Consider the following 15947-nt stretch of genomic DNA (forward strand, 5'->3'; position numbering starts at 1 on the left):
ATGTTACAATACAGCTAAGAACACGCAATAAAGGAGAGTTTTTTACGTGAAGATTAAAGCAATTGAACCGACGCCAAGTCCAAATACAATGAAAGTTATTTTGAATGAAGTATTACCATCAGGAGCACGTAATAATTATACAAATGAAAATAAAGAACAAGCACCAATGCAAGTGCAAGAAATTTTGAAAATTGAAGGCATTAAAGGTGTGTATCATGTAGCCGACTTTTTAGCAGTGGAGCGAAATGCGAAGTATGACTGGAAAGTTTTATTACAACAAGTTCGTGCTGTTTTCGGCGAAGAAGTATTGGAAGAAAGTGAAGAACAACAACTTGCTCATTTTGGAGAAGTGAAAGTGTTTGTTCAAATGTTCTTTACAATTCCAATGCAAGTAAAGTTAACAGATGGAACGACGGAAGAACGTGTTGGCTTACCAGATCGTTTCAAAGAATCAATTATGAAAGTACAAATGTCTGCACCAAACGTTGTAAAAGAGCGTAAATGGGTAGAACAAAGTACACGTTACGGTAATTTTGAAGAAATTGGGAAAGAAGTAGTGGAAGAGATTGTTGCTGCTTATTCAGAAGAACGTGTAAATGAAACGGTTAAAGAATTATTAAATCAAGCAGGTGCTGTTGAAGTAACGATTCAAAAGCGTGAGCCATATAAAGTAACAGAAGAGATGATGAAAGATTCTGACTGGAAAAACCGTTTTGCAGCATTAGAACAAATGGATCCTACTGAAGAAGATATTCCAGTGTTGAAGATGGCGTTAGATGATGAAAAAGTTTCAATACGCCGCTTAGCAACAGCGTATTTAGGTATGGTAAAAGGTGATGAAGTATTACCGTTATTATATAAAGCGTTGTTAGATCGCTCTGTAAGTGTTCGCCGTACTGCAGGAGATTGTTTATCAGATGTAGGTGATCCGGCAGCGATGTTCGTTATGATTAAATCTCTGAAAGATCCAAGTAAATTAGTACGCTGGCGTGCAGCGATGTTCTTATTTGAACTTGGAGATGAAAGTGCGATTCCAGCATTAAAAGCAGCGCAAGATGATCCAGAGTTTGAAGTAGCCATGCAAGCACGTCTAGCATTAGAGCGTATTGAAGGCGGAGAAGAAGCAAAAGGTTCTGTATGGAAACAAATGACGGAGTCTCGTAAAGGGGAATAATGTATGATTGTTTTCTATGATAGTTGGTGTCCGATGTGTACGGCCGTTGCAGAACGTACGGAAAAATTAGATAAAAAGGGTAAGATGAAATTTGTTTCATTTCGAAATGAAGATGTAGTTGAGAAGTATGAACTTTCTCAAGAACTACAAAGTAAGATGGAACAAAGATTGTATATTTTAAAAAATAATAAGTGGTATGACGGTATTCAGAGCATACATGTATTAGCAAAGGCCGTTCCATCTTATTGGTTTGCTGTTCCTTTTATAAAGCTATCTATCGTACTTGGTTTTGGAAGTAAAGTATACGATTATATCGCTAATAATAGAAAACTTGTTCCAGTGGGGCATTGCCGCGGTGGGGTTTGTGAAATCCCTACAAAAAAATGAAATCATCGTTATCTTTCTTTTGCACCTATTAATAGAGCGTGATATGATGAATTTGGAATGAAAGTTGAAGGAGAGATTACAAGATGTCAAATGCTTATGAAGAATACATGCGCCAAATGGTAATCCCAATGCGCCAAGAGTTAGTGCGTTCTGGGTTTGAAGAGTTAACTACAGAAGAAGCTGTAACAGAATTTATGGAAAATACATCAGGTACAACTTTAGTAGTTGTAAACTCTGTTTGTGGTTGTGCAGCTGGTTTAGCACGTCCATCAGCAGGTCAAGCGGTTGTTCGTGCTGAAAAACAACCTGATCATCTTGTAACTGTATTCGCAGGTCAAGATAAAGATGCTACTGCAAAAATGCGTGAATACTTCGGAGAAATTCCTCCATCTTCACCATCTATGGCATTATTAAAAGGAAAAGAAGTTGTTCACTTCATTCACCGTCATGAAATTGAAGGTGCAACTATGGACGAAATTATTACGAACTTAGAACAAGCTTTCGAAAAGAATTGCTAAAGAAGGGGGAGAGTAAATCTCCCTCTTTTCTTTATATAGAGGTGAAACAATGATCGTAACAACAGCAGGAAGAACGAACAAAGAAATGACAGATTATGCAAACGAGGTAGCAGCAGAATTAAATGCTTCTTTCGTTAAACGTAATGACATACCAGTACATAAGCTACATGAGCAGTATGAACAAGATGTGCTTGTCGTAGGGAAGAACCGATTAGCTATTTATCCAAAAGGTACGGAAGAATCGTTTTTCTTTCATCCGAACTCAGCGATGTTTCGTGTGAAAAGGTTAATGCGTGGAGAACACGATCCGTTTGTACAAGCCATGCAATTAGAGAGAGGAATGACAGTGTTAGATTGTACGCTCGGGATGGCATCAGATAGTATTGTAGCTAGTTATGTTGTTGGGGAAAGCGGAAAAGTAACAGGACTTGAAGGCAATGAGTATATGGCTTATATTATGGAAAATGGTTTGAAAACATGGTCTTCATCCGTTTCTGAAATTGATGAAGCAATGCAAAGAATCCAAGTAAAGCAAACGGAGCATTTTTCATTTTTAGCGCAATGTGAAGACAATAGTTACGATGTCGTTTACCTTGATCCGATGTTTGAAGAAACTGTCATAGAATCCGATGGAATTAAAGGATTAAAACACTTCGCTTTGTATCATGATATTACTGACGAAACAATTGCGGAGGCAAAACGAGTGGCGAGAAAACGTGTCGTTTTAAAAGATCATTTTCGTAGTTCTAGATTTGAAAAACACAATTTTTATGTATACAAAAGAAAAAGTGCTAAGTTTCACTTTGGTGTAATTGACCCTTGCTAATTGTTTGAAAAGATGTATAATAAGCAATAATTAATTAAATATACTGTCTGTGATGAAGAGAGTAGTCTTTTTTAGAAGGAAAGCGAGCTAGGGATGGTGTGAGCCTAGTACGGAAGAAAAAGATGAAGCGCACTTCGGAGATGCTTCTTGAACGAATAGTAGAGAAAGCCGAGGCCCCCTGTCCTCGTTATAAACGGGAAAGTGGTTCGTAACGAACAACAAGGGTGGTACCACGGGTTAAAACTCGTCTCTTTTTTAGAGACGAGTTTTTTGTGTTTTAAAAAATAAGGAGGTTGTATCATGGATTATAAAATGCAGTTTGCGGAAAGTTTATCTAATATTTTCACGAATGAATTAACGCAAAAACAAATTTTAGATTTAATTGAAACACCGAAACAAGATGAATTTGGAGATGCAGCGTTCCCATGCTTTTCATTAGCGAAGCAATATAAAAAAGCACCAGCTCTTATCGCAAAGGAAGTTGCTGAGAAATTCAATGATCCGTTTTTTACGAAAATAGAAGCCGTTGGTCCTTATGTAAATGTATTTTTCAATCGTGAAACTGTAAGTGATGCAGTATTAAAAACAGTTTTAGCGGAGAAAGAAGAGTTCGGTCAAAACCACTTTGGCTGTGAAAAAACAGTAGTAATTGATTATTCCTCTCCTAATATCGCGAAACCTTTTTCGATGGGGCATTTACGTTCTACAATGATAGGAAATTCGCTGAAACATATCGCTGAAAAATGTGGCTATGAAGTTGTAGGGATTAATTATATAGGGGATTGGGGGACACAGTTTGGAAAGTTAATTACGGCTTATAAAAAATGGGGAAATGAAGCAGTAGTTAAAGAAGATCCAATACGTGAGCTATTTAAGTTATATGTTCAATTCCATGAAGAGGTAAAAGACGACGAAGAACTAGAAGAAGAAGGACGTGCTTGGTTTAAGAAACTAGAAGAAGGTGATGAAGAAGCGGTAGAACTTTGGAATTGGTTCCGTCATGAGTCCCTTAAAGAATTTTCTCGCATTTATGAACTTCTCGGCGTAGAATTTACTAATTTTCAGGGAGAAGCATTTTATAATAATTTAATGGAAGATTTTATTGGGATTTTAGAAGAAAATGAGTTGCTTGAACAATCAGAAGGTGCATTAGTCGTTAATTTAGAAGAAGAAGGAATGCCGCCTTGCTTAATTAGAAAATCAGATGGTGCGACGATTTATGCAACGCGTGACTTAACGGCAGCTTTATATCGTCAAAACACTTATGGGTTTGATAAAGCGCTATATGTTGTTGGTCCAGAACAAAGCTTACATTTCAATCAATTTTTCACCGTATTAAAAAAACTTGGCTATACTTGGGTTGATGGTATGGAACACGTACCGTTTGGCTTCATTTTAAAAGATGGTAAGAAAATGTCGACACGTAAAGGAAGAGTTATTTTACTTGAAGAAGTACTCGAAGAAGCAATCGAACTTGCAAAACAAAATATTGAAGAGAAAAATCCAAACTTAAAACAAAAAGAAGTAGTAGCAAAGCAAGTCGGTGTTGGTGCAGTCATCTTCCACGATTTAAAAAATGAGCGTATGCACAATATTGAATTCTCATTAGAAAACATGCTGAAATTTGAAGGAGAAACAGGCCCGTACGTACAGTACACACATGCACGTGCTTGTTCTATTTTAAGAAAAGAAAGTGTAGAATTTGAAACATGTACATTTGCTTTAAAAGACGATCATAGCTGGAGTGTCGTAAAATTACTAAATAAATTCCCGCAAATAATTGGAGCAGCTTTCAATAAAAATGAGCCATCGATTATTTCGAAATATATATTAGATGTAGCACAATCATTCAATAAATATTACGGTAATGTTCGTATATTAGAAGAGAGCAAAGAAAAAGACAGCAGACTCGCATTGGTTTATGCTGTGACGGTTGTATTAAAAGAAGGATTACGTTTACTTGGGGTGGAGGCACCTGAGGAGATGTAACATAGTAGTAAACTGACAAACTGGGTCTAGTATAAACCTGGTTTGTTTTTTTATTGGATATATATTTTTTTGCAAAATCAATTAAAATCTTTTTAGAGAGGGTGATTGATATTGATTCGAACTTTTATTTTACAAATTCCTTGTCATAGAAGATTAGATAGGAGTTTTTTTAAACTACAAAAGTACATACCTTTATGTGCACGTTGTACAGGCATGCTTATTGGTATTTTAATGTTTCCAATTTATTTTTATATGACACCTTCATTTCTTTTGGCAATCATACTATCATTTTTCGCTCAAATTCCGTTACTTATCGATGGGTTCACCCAAAAGTGGAAATGGAGAAATAGCTCAAATTTGCTAAGAATAACTACTGGTGTATTAAGCGGTAATGGTATGGGATTATTCATTTCCTCTAGTGTTATATGGATATTATCTTAAGATATATAGTAATGGAGGTATTTACATAGATGTTCTGGATTTACTTAATTCTAATTTTTATTTCAGGCGGAAGTGGAATTGGTTTTATGACTCAAAATAACTATACAGAAGCAATAATAGCTTTTGTTATTTGTATACTATTGTTTGGGCTACTGTATTATTATCTTAAAAGAAACAAAAGAAAGAGAAAAGCAGATTGTGACGATTTAGACTGTACGGATTGTTTTGATTGTGATTGTACTTGTTAAATTTTTCTTCCAAATAAAAAGCTAGTGTATTATTAAAAATACACTAGCTTTTTTGCTTTGAAATTTTAAGAAAAGTGTAGGAATACGGCTATTATACAGAGAACTTTAGTTTTGTATATAAAAGGAGGCGTTAGATGTTGGAAACATATGATTGGAACAATAAACTAACATATTTAAAAAACACGAGAGATTTATATTACAACGACGATTATGTAAGCTTTTTAGTAAATACAGTTTGGAAGATTACTAAGCCTGTACATATCGTTGATTACGGTTGTGGATATGGTTATTTAGGGTTAGTATTAATGCCATTACTCCCAGAAGGTTCAAAGTATACAGGTATTGATAGTGGAGAAACATTATTAGCTGAAGCCAGAGAGTTGTTTCGTTTACTTCCGTATGATTCAGAATTTCTTGAAGGAGATGTTACAGAAATTGAACTGAACGATAAATACGATATAGCAATCTGTCATGCTTTCTTATTACATATGACTACTCCAGAAACAATGCTACAAAAAATGATACATTCAGTTAAAAAGGGTGGAAAAATAATCTGTTTTGAACCACATTGGATTTCTAATATGGCTTCTTATTTACTAGATGGGGAGAAACAATCGGAATTTATTCAGCTAGGTGTTTTGCAGAAATTATTTGAAAGTGATACGCAAAGAAATGGTAAAGATGGCAATATAGGCATGAAAATACCGATATATTTAAGTGAATTAGGTGTGAAAAATATTGAATGTAGAGTAAGCGATAAAGTGAACTTTTTAGATTCAAATATGCATCACAATGATAAAAACGATTTGTATCAATCATTAAAAGAAGAGGGGATTGCAGGTAATCCGGGTGATAAGCAACAATTTGTAGAACGTTTAAGAGCCAGAGGATTAACATATGATAATGCGCTAGCTCAATATGAAGCTGAACTACGATTTTTCAAGGCATTTCATCTTCATTCTTCTTTAGTATATGCTCCGAATATGAAAATTACATTTGGTGAAATAGAATGTTGAAAGATAGTGATTTATTAAGGATTGCTACCTTCAATATATGGAACCATAATAGTCTTTGGTTGGAGAGATTAGAAGCTATTTGTGAGGAAATTTGAATTATTTCTCCACATATTCTTGCTCTACAGGAGGTTAGAAGTTGTGTTAATTTGAATTCAAAGAAAAATGTTGCACAGTATATAGCGGGTCAAATAGAGTCTCCGTTTTGTATATTTAAGGAGTACCCTGATTTAATGAATGAGAAAAATATCATTTTTTGTTGGTAAGTCGATATTCACCGTATAATCGCCGATATAATTTCATGTACTGTTTTTAACTAACAAAAGATAGGATACACATGTTACGTTATTCTATATAATCAAACAAAATACAGAGAAAGACAATCATTTTTACTATATTTTGTTATAAATTTGAATAATATTAATTAATACCATCCATTATAAGAGATTTTAGTTGAATACATACTATATGGTGTGTAAAATCTAAGCAAGTAGCAGTATAAATATAAATTCGAGGTGAATGCATGCTAGATTTTAAGCAGTTAGAAACTTGTTTAAAAGACAAGAGATTTGTAGATGGATTACAGGAAATAAATAATGAAATTGCATATATAAAAGAAACGAATACTTTATCCTATGTGAAGAATTGGCTTGCCAATATTCCTTCGCATAAGGAGTTCGATATATTAATTCGTCTTACTGATGAAGGGCTTATGCACCAATACAGTTCATTCCTCATTCGTTACGCTTATAAAAAATTCCCAAATATGAGAACGCTCTCTTTATATTGTGATGAGTTAATTGATGAGCGGAAAATTCTTGAAGCAGAGCAGCTGTTAAAAGAAACTTTAGAAGAGAGTAATAAAGAAGAAATAGATGCAGATTTTTTAGCGAAAACATATTTTACGTTAGTACGATGTCTTTTAGAAATGAAACGAAACGAAGAAGCGTTAATGTATATGCAAAAAGCAGAGGAGTACAGTGCACGCGCAGTGTTTGATAAATGGGGCTACGTTTATATGCATACAGGTGAATGGGAGAAAGCGGAAGAACAATTTATTGCTGGCATGCAGCATGAAGATTGTGAAGAGTTATCTACCTATTTATTATCACAATTGTATGCGAATAAAGGAGAACAAAAACGCGCGATACAGTTAATCGATGATGCAATTGTAAAATTCCCACAAGTACCATATTTTCATTTTGAGAAGATAAAGTATTTATTAGATTTAGAGCGATATGAAGAGATGTTAGCGGTAATAGATAACATAAATACTCAGCTGCCGCATCATGCCTATAATACTTACTTTGTACATTTACGTGCAGAAGCACTGTACAAAATGAATAAATTTGCAGATTTACAAAAACTATTAAAAGAAGAAAAGAGTTTAAAAGAATCTTTATATCATAATTTAGAAAAAAATCCGGATGGAAAAAAGGTTCACTTGCCGATAGTTCCTATTGTACAAAAGGATAATTATTGTGTTCCGACAAGTTTAGAGATGATGTTGCGTATATGGGGAGAGAAACGTACACAAGATGAAATAGCAGAGTTTATTTTTGATATGACAGGTTCGAAGTTTTCAGATACTGTTTCTTATTTAGAAGAATTAGGTTATGAATATCGTTATTTTAAAGGGAATGAAGAGAATTATAAGAGACTGATTGACGAAGGAATTCCTGTTTTATTAAGTATAGATATTGAGCATGCTTCACACGTACAAGTTCTATCTGGATATGATGATACATTGCAAGCTTTCTATGTTCAAGATCCAAATTTTATAGAACCAGTTCTTGTGGAATATAGTAAATTACAAGAAAAATATCGTTATACAGGCTGTTTAGCAATCACGTTTGTTCCGAAAGAAAAGAAGGAGCAACTAGCGTTTCTAAGTGAGGAAGAAAATCGTTACTTTAAATCTATTTTTTCTCTTACGGATCATTTAGATGAACATGACAAAGAGGGGATTAGTAACTTAGTACAATTTTTAAAAGAAACGAGTGATAATCCAAATACGTGGTTATATACGATAAAGCACTTAGATGTTGAAGTAGATAAAGAATTTATTTTATATTGTATCGATAAGTTAATGGAAAAGTTTCCGAACTCGGACTTTGTTAAATTGCATGGTGCACAGTGTTTTATTCGTCTTCAAGAAGTAGAGAAAGCGGAGCAAATGCTGACAAGCGTTGAGAAGAAAAATAATCGTGCTTTATATCATTTAATAAACGGAAGATATGCTTTTGAGCAGGAAAGTTATATAGAAGCGATTTCAAGCTTTCGTTCATCGTTACAATTAGACGCAGATCAGCCTATTGCTTGGAGTTTTCTCGCTTTATCCTATATGTATATTGATCAATCTGAAAAAGCATTGCAATACTCTCAAGTTGCGTTAGAGCGTAGTCCTGAAAGGTTCACTTTAACAAATCACGGTTTAATATTAATAGATTTAGAAAGATATGAAGAAGCATATGAAATCTTTAATGACTTGTTAAAAGAGTATAAATATGAAGCGCATGTATGGTATGAACGAGCGAGATGTGCACATCAACTAGGGAAATTATATTTAGCAATAAAAGGGCTTAAAGTAGCGATTCGTTTGGATAGTAATGCACCTTACATTTATACGAAACTTTCGGAAATATACGAATCTGATTTGAAGGATGAGGAAAGTGCGAAAGAAATTTTATTAAACGGTATTGAGAATTGTGATGATAAAGCACCTCTTTACGTAAAATTAGGTGATTATCATTTTCAAAATGATAGCTTGGAAGAAGCAGAAGTATTGTATAAGCGTGCTTTAGAAGAAAATGATGAGGATGTTTATTCTCACTTCGGACTTACACAAGTTTATATGGCAAGAGAACAATATAAGGAAGCAAAAGAATATATACTTGGTCTTGAGAAGCAAATTGAAAAGAGCCAAGATTTCCTCATGAATGCAGGAATGGTTTTATGGGATGCTGAAATTGAACTTGGTGGAAATGAAGAAGGGTTTAAAGTAGCACTATCTAAGTTAGAAAATGGTATAAAGAAAAGTGATTATAATGTAGCAAGTGCGTTAGATGAATATGTGAATCGAATTAAAGGAACGGAATTTGTACAACGAGGTATAGCATTTTTAAGAACGTTACACAAAGAAAGAAATGAAGTAAGTGAGTACGGTTGTTATGCAGGTATTTTATATGAATCTATTGGACAGTACGGCCAAGCGATGAAAAAATATAATAAGGCGATAGAACAAATGGAAACGGCATTACCGTATTACCGAATTGGTGAAACACTTATGGCATTAGGGCAATTGACGGAAGCAAAACAAGCGTATGAAACATGTTTAGAGCTTGATGGGAATTTCGTAGGTGTACATTTACAGCTTGCGGAAATATACGAAAAAGAAGAAAACCGTTCTAAAGAACAAAGTCATATGGTTCAGGCGATGAAAGAAGAGCCGTTGCATATTAATATGGAATATTTAGCACAGCTTTCAGTAGATATGAATCTTCAGGAAGAATTGCTGACTGAACTAGAACAATTAGCGGACGAAGTACCTGAAATATGGCGTTTAGATGCGATTGCATATGTGTACGGCGCGATGAATGAAATAGATAAAGAACAAGCACAGGTTGAATACGCACTACAATTAGATGGTGAGCATATAGAAGTTCTATATCATTATGCAAAAGTATTAGTGAAAAAAAGAAATGTAAAAGCAATTGAAGTTGCAATGAAAGTAATACAAAAAGATTTTGATAATGAACGTATATTTGATGTTTATGTAAAAGCAGTAGAGCAACATAAAAAATTGTCTAACATACGAGATTTTCTTCATACGTTAAAGGTGAAAAAAGCAGAAAGGAGTACAGCATTCATGTATGCTGCAGCTGCGGTTACGGAAATATGGATTGAACGCCAGCTGCATGAACAGCCAAAACGATCTATCATTACGAGAGCTTTTTATCGTATGAAAAATCGTGCGAAAGAAATTTCAATGGTTACTATGATAATTGATTTATATGAAATCTCTTTAAAGTTAAATCCGAAAAATAGTATGGCAGCACAGCGATTTGCGCTATTTTATGAGAATGTAGAGATGAATAAAGAAGCAATAGAGATTCTGCACACGTCACTAGAAAATAAATGGGATTATGACGTAGCGAAGCAACTTGTAAATCTTTTCGTTGAGTGCGAGGAAGAAGATATGTTAAGAGATGCTTTGGAATTAACGAAACAAATGGTTCGAGAACTACCAGATGATTATGATACTCTTCTTCTGCAAGCACAAGTATTTTTTAAAGCAGGGGAAGAAAGAAAAGCAGAAAAGATTATCTTGCAATTAACAGAGCAAACACCGTTTGTAAGTAGAGCATTTCTTGCTTTAGGAGAAATATATCAAAGTCAAGAAAGGTTTGAAGAGGCAATTCATGTATTAGAAAATGCTTCTATACATCATCCAAATGAAACAGCAATTCTTCTTTCTTTAGCATCTTCATATCATGGTGCCGGCCAAACGATAAAGGCAGAAAAAATAACAAATGAAGTATTAATAATTGACGCGAGTGATTTGTTAGCAAGATATGATCGAGCTTGTTATTTAGCACAGTTAAATAGAAATGAAGAGGCGAAGGAAGAGCTTGAATTTGTCCTTCGTGAGGATGAATCGGGATTCTTTGCTGAACTTATTGAGGATGATGAAAATTTAGCAGCATTGCGAGAATTTGAAAAGTAATTGTATAAGAATAGGGAAAAAAGATAAGGATATATTTTGAATTAGTTGACAATTAGTTGCTAAATGGCATAAAATAACTTTTAACAAAGTATACAAATCTGAAGACGAGAAAGAGTAAAATAGTGAGCTGTTCTCCAGAGAGCCGGTATATTGCTGAAAGCCGGTGTGCAGACGTTATTTGAAAATCATCTCCGAGGAGCCGAGGCTGAAAGTAAGTAAGCCCGGACGGATGTCTACCGTTACAAAGAACACGTATGATAGTACGTTGCTAAGTGCTATTAGTGAAAAAGCTAATAGAATTAGGGTGGTATCGCGGGTAAACCCGTCCCTACTTTATAGGGACGGGTTTTTTGTGTGCTTTAAAATATTCAAAGGAGTGATTGTATATGGAAAAAGTAGATGTAAAAGAATCAGCTGTAGGAAGAGAAATGCGAATTCGCAAACAGTGGAACGAACAAAATATTTTCGAACAATCAATTCAGAATCGAGAAGGCGCACAGTCTTTCGTATTTTATGAAGGACCACCAACGGCGAACGGACTACCGCATGTAGGTCATGCACTTGGACGAACAATTAAAGACTTAGTAGCAAGATATAAAACGATGGCTGGTTATAAAGTGTTAAGAAAAGCAGGATGGGATACACATGGTTTACCTGTAGAATTAGGCGTTGAGAAGCAACTTGGTATTTCTGGTAAACATGAGATCGAAGAATATGGCATTGAACCATTTATTCAAAAGTGTAAAGAGAGTGTTTTCACATATGAGAAGCAGTGGCGTGAATTCACTGAAAGTATTGGTTATTGGGTAGATATGGATGATCCATATGTAACTTTAAAGAATCCATATATCGAAAGTGTATGGCATATTTTGGGAACAATCCATGAAAAAGGATTGTTATATAAAGGACATAGAGTTTCACCATACTGCCCAAGCTGCCAAACCTCATTGAGCTCACATGAGGTTGCACAAGGGTATAAAACAGTAAAAGATTTAAGTGCAACTGTGAAGTTTAAAGTGAAAGATAGTGAAAATGAGTATTTCTTAGGTTGGACAACGACACCTTGGACACTTCCAGCAAACGTTGCGCTTGCTGTCCATCCAAATATGGAATACGTTAAAGCAAAACAAGAAAGTCATGTATACATTGTTGCGAAAGAACGTGTACAAGAAGTATTAAAAGAGAATTATGAAGTATTATCTGTTCATAAAGGCGAAGAATTATTAAACACATCTTATACAGCGCCATTTCCGATGAAAGAAGTTACAAATGGTTACCGCGTTATTGCAGCAGATTTTGTAACGGGAGATAGTGGTACAGGACTTGTTCATATTGCTCCAGCATATGGAGAGGACGATTATAGAGTTGTTCAAAGTGAAGGATTGTCATTCTTGCACGTTGTAGATGAAAAAGGTGAGTATACAGAGGCAGTACCATTTTTGAAAGGGAAATTTGTAAAAGATTGTGACGTGGATATCGTTCGTTATTTAGCGAAGGAAGGTTTACTGTATCATAAAGAAAAATATGAACATAGCTATCCGCATTGCTGGCGTTGTGATTCACCACTACTTTATTATGCAGGAGAAAGTTGGTTAATCCGAACAACTGCAATTAAAGATACATTTTTACAAAATAATGATTCTGTTACTTGGTATCCGGATCATATGAAACATGGACGTTTTGGTAAGTTTTTAGAAAATATGGTAGATTGGAATATTAGCCGAAATAGATATTGGGGAACGCCATTGAATGTATGGGAATGTGAAAGTTGTGATCATCAGTTCGCACCGAAAAGCATTGCCGAATTAAGAAAGCATAGTACGAAAGAAACACCAGAAGATTTGGAATTGCATAAGCCTTATGTAGATGAAGTGCAAGTCTGCTGCGGGAAATGCGGAGGCACAATGAATCGTACACCAGAAGTGATTGATGTTTGGTTTGATAGTGGTTCTATGCCATTTGCACAATATCATTACCCATTTGAAAATAAAGAGTTATTTGAAGAGCAGTTTCCAGCGGATGTTATTGCAGAAGGAATTGATCAAACACGCGGCTGGTTTTATAGTTTATTAGCAGTATCAGCACTATATACAGGAAAAGTACCGTATAAACGAGTGTTATCACTAGGGCATGTTTTAGATGAAGAAGGGCAGAAAATGTCTAAAAGCAAAGGAAATGCACTAGATCCAGTTGATTTAGTAGATAAATTTGGTGCAGATGCGCTAAGATGGGCTTTACTTGTTGATAGTGCCCCGTGGAATGCGAAGCGTTTTTCTGAAAGAACAGTACTGGAAGCGAAATCTAAATTTGTAGATACATTAGTCAATGTGTATAGCTTCTACGTTTTATATGCAAATTTAGATGAGTATAATCCGAAAGAAACGTATGATGTAAAGCTTACAAAATTAGACGAATGGGTATTATCAAGATTGCATAGTACAACGAAAAAAGTGAGAACTGCACTTGATGATTATCAATTTACGAATGCAGCTCGTGAAATTGCAGCACTTGTAGATGAAGTGAGTAACTGGTATGTAAGACGCTCACGTAATCGTTTCTGGGAATCTGGTATGAACGCTGAGAAAGCAGCTGCGTATGAGACACTTCATGAAGTGCTTGTAACAATTAGTAAATTAATTGCACCATTTACACCGTTTGTCGCGGAAGACATTCATCTAAATTTAGAAGGAAGCAGCGTTCATTTAGCCGATTATCCAGTTGTAAATGAATCACTACTTCAACCAAAATTAGAAGCGGAAATGGATGCTGTTTTACAAGTTGTTGAACTTGGAAGAAGTAACCGTAATCAGCATTCTTTAAAAGTAAAACAGCCGCTAGCAGAACTTGTATTACTTGAGCATAACGAGAATGATATGGATTGGGAATCTTATCGTGATATCGTTATGGATGAGTTAAATGTAAAAGCGTTCCATGTTGAACTCGATGAAACAAAATACACATCATATCAATTGAAGCTTAATTTTAAAACAGCGGGGCCAAAATTCGGTAAAAATGTGAATGCAGTGAATGGTTGGCTAAAACAATTATCACAAGAAGAAGTACAAAACTTTGTATCAACAGGAAGAGCAGTTTACGAAGCAACACCAGAAGGAGAAGTAGTTGTAACTGCTGAAGATGTGTTAGTTGAGAAAGTTACAAAATCAGGATTCTCTAATACGACTAACGGACAATATACAGTTATGTTAGATACGAATGTAACGGAAGAATTGTTACAAGAAGGAGTAGCGCGTGAATTCATTCGTGCGGTTCAAGAATACCGTAAACAGTTGAATTTACCAGTTAATTTACGAGTCGATATTATTCTTGATACAGAAGAAGAACTACAGCGAACGTTAACGAACCATAAAGATTTATTGGAAGAAAACTTACTCGTTAAACAATTTACATTTGGTCACTTAACGAACGAAGATGATGAACTTTCTTTAGGTGAAACGAAAGTTCGAATTAAATTAAGCGCGGCTCATTAAAGGAGAAGGAAGTTGGAATGATTCCAACTTCCTTTTTGTATGATGGAAATTTATCCGGCTAATTTCCTCATAATCCATTCGATAGGACCTCTAGAAAATTTCTTTCTCCATAATACGCTAAACAAAATGCTGAAAATGAAAAATGCAGTAGCAAATAATAAAACGAATAGTAGTGATTGATTTTCCATTCTATTTAATAGAATTAATGTCCCAATACCGATAAATACATGACTGACATAATGAGTTAATGTTAATTGTCCTGTTTGTACAATGGAAGTGACAAACCAATTATTTCTATATTTTTCAGCGATATAGAGGCAAATGATTAATATAGCAATAGAGGATCCTGTTGCAGATAAAATGTACAATACATTTGGTAAAACGGGTCCTGTATTAAACAAAAATGTAGCAGCTGCTTTGCCAATGTGTGGAATGAAGTAGTACGTGAGCCCTTTTGATAAAAGTTCTATCAGTATGGTGAATGTAATACCGAGCAAGAGCAACCTATCTCTAATCTTTTTATTATGAAGATCTAATCTGCCAATTATCATACCGATTAAGAAGAATGAAAACCATGGGAAAAAAGGGTGATAACCATTAAAGAATAAATTGCGAAGAAAACCGTTAACTGTCCAGAAGTCTACATAGTTTATAAATGGAGTAGGGCCTCCCCAACCTTCGAAAGCATTGAAAGTAAGCTGAAGAGATTGTGCCAAGAGTAGGATAATAATAGATAAGAAGAGTAATGCTTTTTTTCGGACTGTAATGAGTAAGGCAGCAACGAAAAGGTAAACACCATAGTAGTGTAATATATCCCCAGTCCACTCCATTACGTATAAAAGTAATCCTAAAATAAATAAGAATAGTGCCCGTTTCCATATGATCTTTCGGCTATTAGAAATTTTTATTTTTTCATTTCTAGCAACAGAGGATCTAGTCATTAAAGATATTCCAATTCCAGCAAGTATAACAAACAAGGCAGAAGCTCTACCTTCAAAAAGTGACATTAAAGTTATTAAAAATGGGGGACCATTTCCTTCTGCACCTGTTATCACCATAAAATTAACAAGCAGCATACCAAACATCGCCAAGGCCCTAGCAAAGTCTAAGCCGATAATTCGTTTTTTAGTATTCAAT

11 protein-coding genes and 2 other annotated features are annotated in these 15947 nt (G+C 34.8%); of the genes, 10 read left to right on the forward strand and 1 reads right to left on the reverse strand.

The genetic code is table 11. The features are described 5' to 3' along the window. Positions 1-46: 46 nt before the first annotated feature. The 10 genes from V7S45_RS10605 (at position 47) to ileS (ending at position 14810) form a co-directional block, all read left to right on the forward strand. Positions 47-1174, forward strand: coding sequence for a conserved virulence factor C family protein (locus tag V7S45_RS10605; protein WP_000692564.1), 1128 nt, complete (start codon positions 47-49; stop codon positions 1172-1174). Between the two features lie 3 nt (positions 1175-1177). Continuing rightward, positions 1178-1561 carry a DUF393 domain-containing protein gene (locus V7S45_RS10610; protein WP_089607459.1) on the forward strand — a complete coding sequence of 128 codons (384 nt, stop codon included), beginning with the start codon at positions 1178-1180 and terminating at the stop codon, positions 1559-1561. An 83-nt stretch (positions 1562-1644) separates the two neighbouring features. Continuing rightward, positions 1645-2079 carry a BrxA/BrxB family bacilliredoxin gene (locus V7S45_RS10615; protein ID WP_000063706.1) on the forward strand — a complete coding sequence of 145 codons (435 nt, stop codon included), beginning with the start codon at positions 1645-1647 and terminating at the stop codon, positions 2077-2079. 49 nt (positions 2080-2128) lie between these two features. Next, positions 2129-2905, forward strand: coding sequence for a class I SAM-dependent methyltransferase (locus tag V7S45_RS10620; RefSeq protein ID WP_000637456.1), 777 nt, complete (start codon positions 2129-2131; stop codon positions 2903-2905). A 40-nt stretch (positions 2906-2945) separates the two neighbouring features. After that, positions 2946-3160 (forward strand) — a binding site (T-box leader). Positions 3161-3205: 45 nt separating this feature from the next. Beyond that, positions 3206-4894, forward strand: a complete 1689-nt coding sequence (gene argS, locus V7S45_RS10625) for an arginine--tRNA ligase (RefSeq protein WP_025687371.1) — start codon at positions 3206-3208, stop codon at positions 4892-4894. Between the two features lie 111 nt (positions 4895-5005). Further along, positions 5006-5335: a DUF2085 domain-containing protein gene (locus tag V7S45_RS10630; RefSeq protein WP_000621474.1), complete on the forward strand. Its 330-nt coding sequence runs from the start codon at positions 5006-5008 to the stop codon at positions 5333-5335. Positions 5336-5364: 29 nt separating this feature from the next. Further along, positions 5365-5583 carry a hypothetical protein gene (locus V7S45_RS10635; protein WP_000498606.1) on the forward strand — a complete coding sequence of 73 codons (219 nt, stop codon included), beginning with the start codon at positions 5365-5367 and terminating at the stop codon, positions 5581-5583. Between the two features lie 134 nt (positions 5584-5717). Beyond that, positions 5718-6599, forward strand: coding sequence for a class I SAM-dependent methyltransferase (locus tag V7S45_RS10640; protein WP_088346074.1), 882 nt, complete (start codon positions 5718-5720; stop codon positions 6597-6599). A 520-nt stretch (positions 6600-7119) separates the two neighbouring features. Next, a complete protein-coding gene (locus tag V7S45_RS10645; protein ID WP_025687373.1) occupies positions 7120-11322 on the forward strand; it encodes a bacteriocin-processing peptidase family protein in 4203 nt (1400 codons plus the stop codon). A gap of 92 nt (positions 11323-11414) precedes the next feature. Further along, positions 11415-11655: a binding site (T-box leader), on the forward strand. Positions 11656-11708: 53 nt separating this feature from the next. Continuing rightward, positions 11709-14810 (forward strand): isoleucine--tRNA ligase, encoded by a 3102-nt coding sequence (gene ileS / locus V7S45_RS10650; protein WP_025687374.1) that lies wholly within the window; start codon positions 11709-11711, stop codon positions 14808-14810. A 50-nt stretch (positions 14811-14860) separates the two neighbouring features. On the opposite strand, the gene V7S45_RS10655 is transcribed toward ileS, so the two are convergent. After that, positions 14861-15946, reverse strand: coding sequence for a heparan-alpha-glucosaminide N-acetyltransferase domain-containing protein (locus V7S45_RS10655; RefSeq protein WP_025687375.1), 1086 nt, complete (start codon positions 15944-15946; stop codon positions 14861-14863). Between the last annotated feature and the right edge of the window lies 1 nt (position 15947).

Source organism: Bacillus sp. BR3(2024) (genome assembly GCF_039134555.1).
GTDB classification, from domain to species: domain Bacteria; phylum Bacillota; class Bacilli; order Bacillales; family Bacillaceae_G; genus Bacillus_A; species Bacillus_A cereus.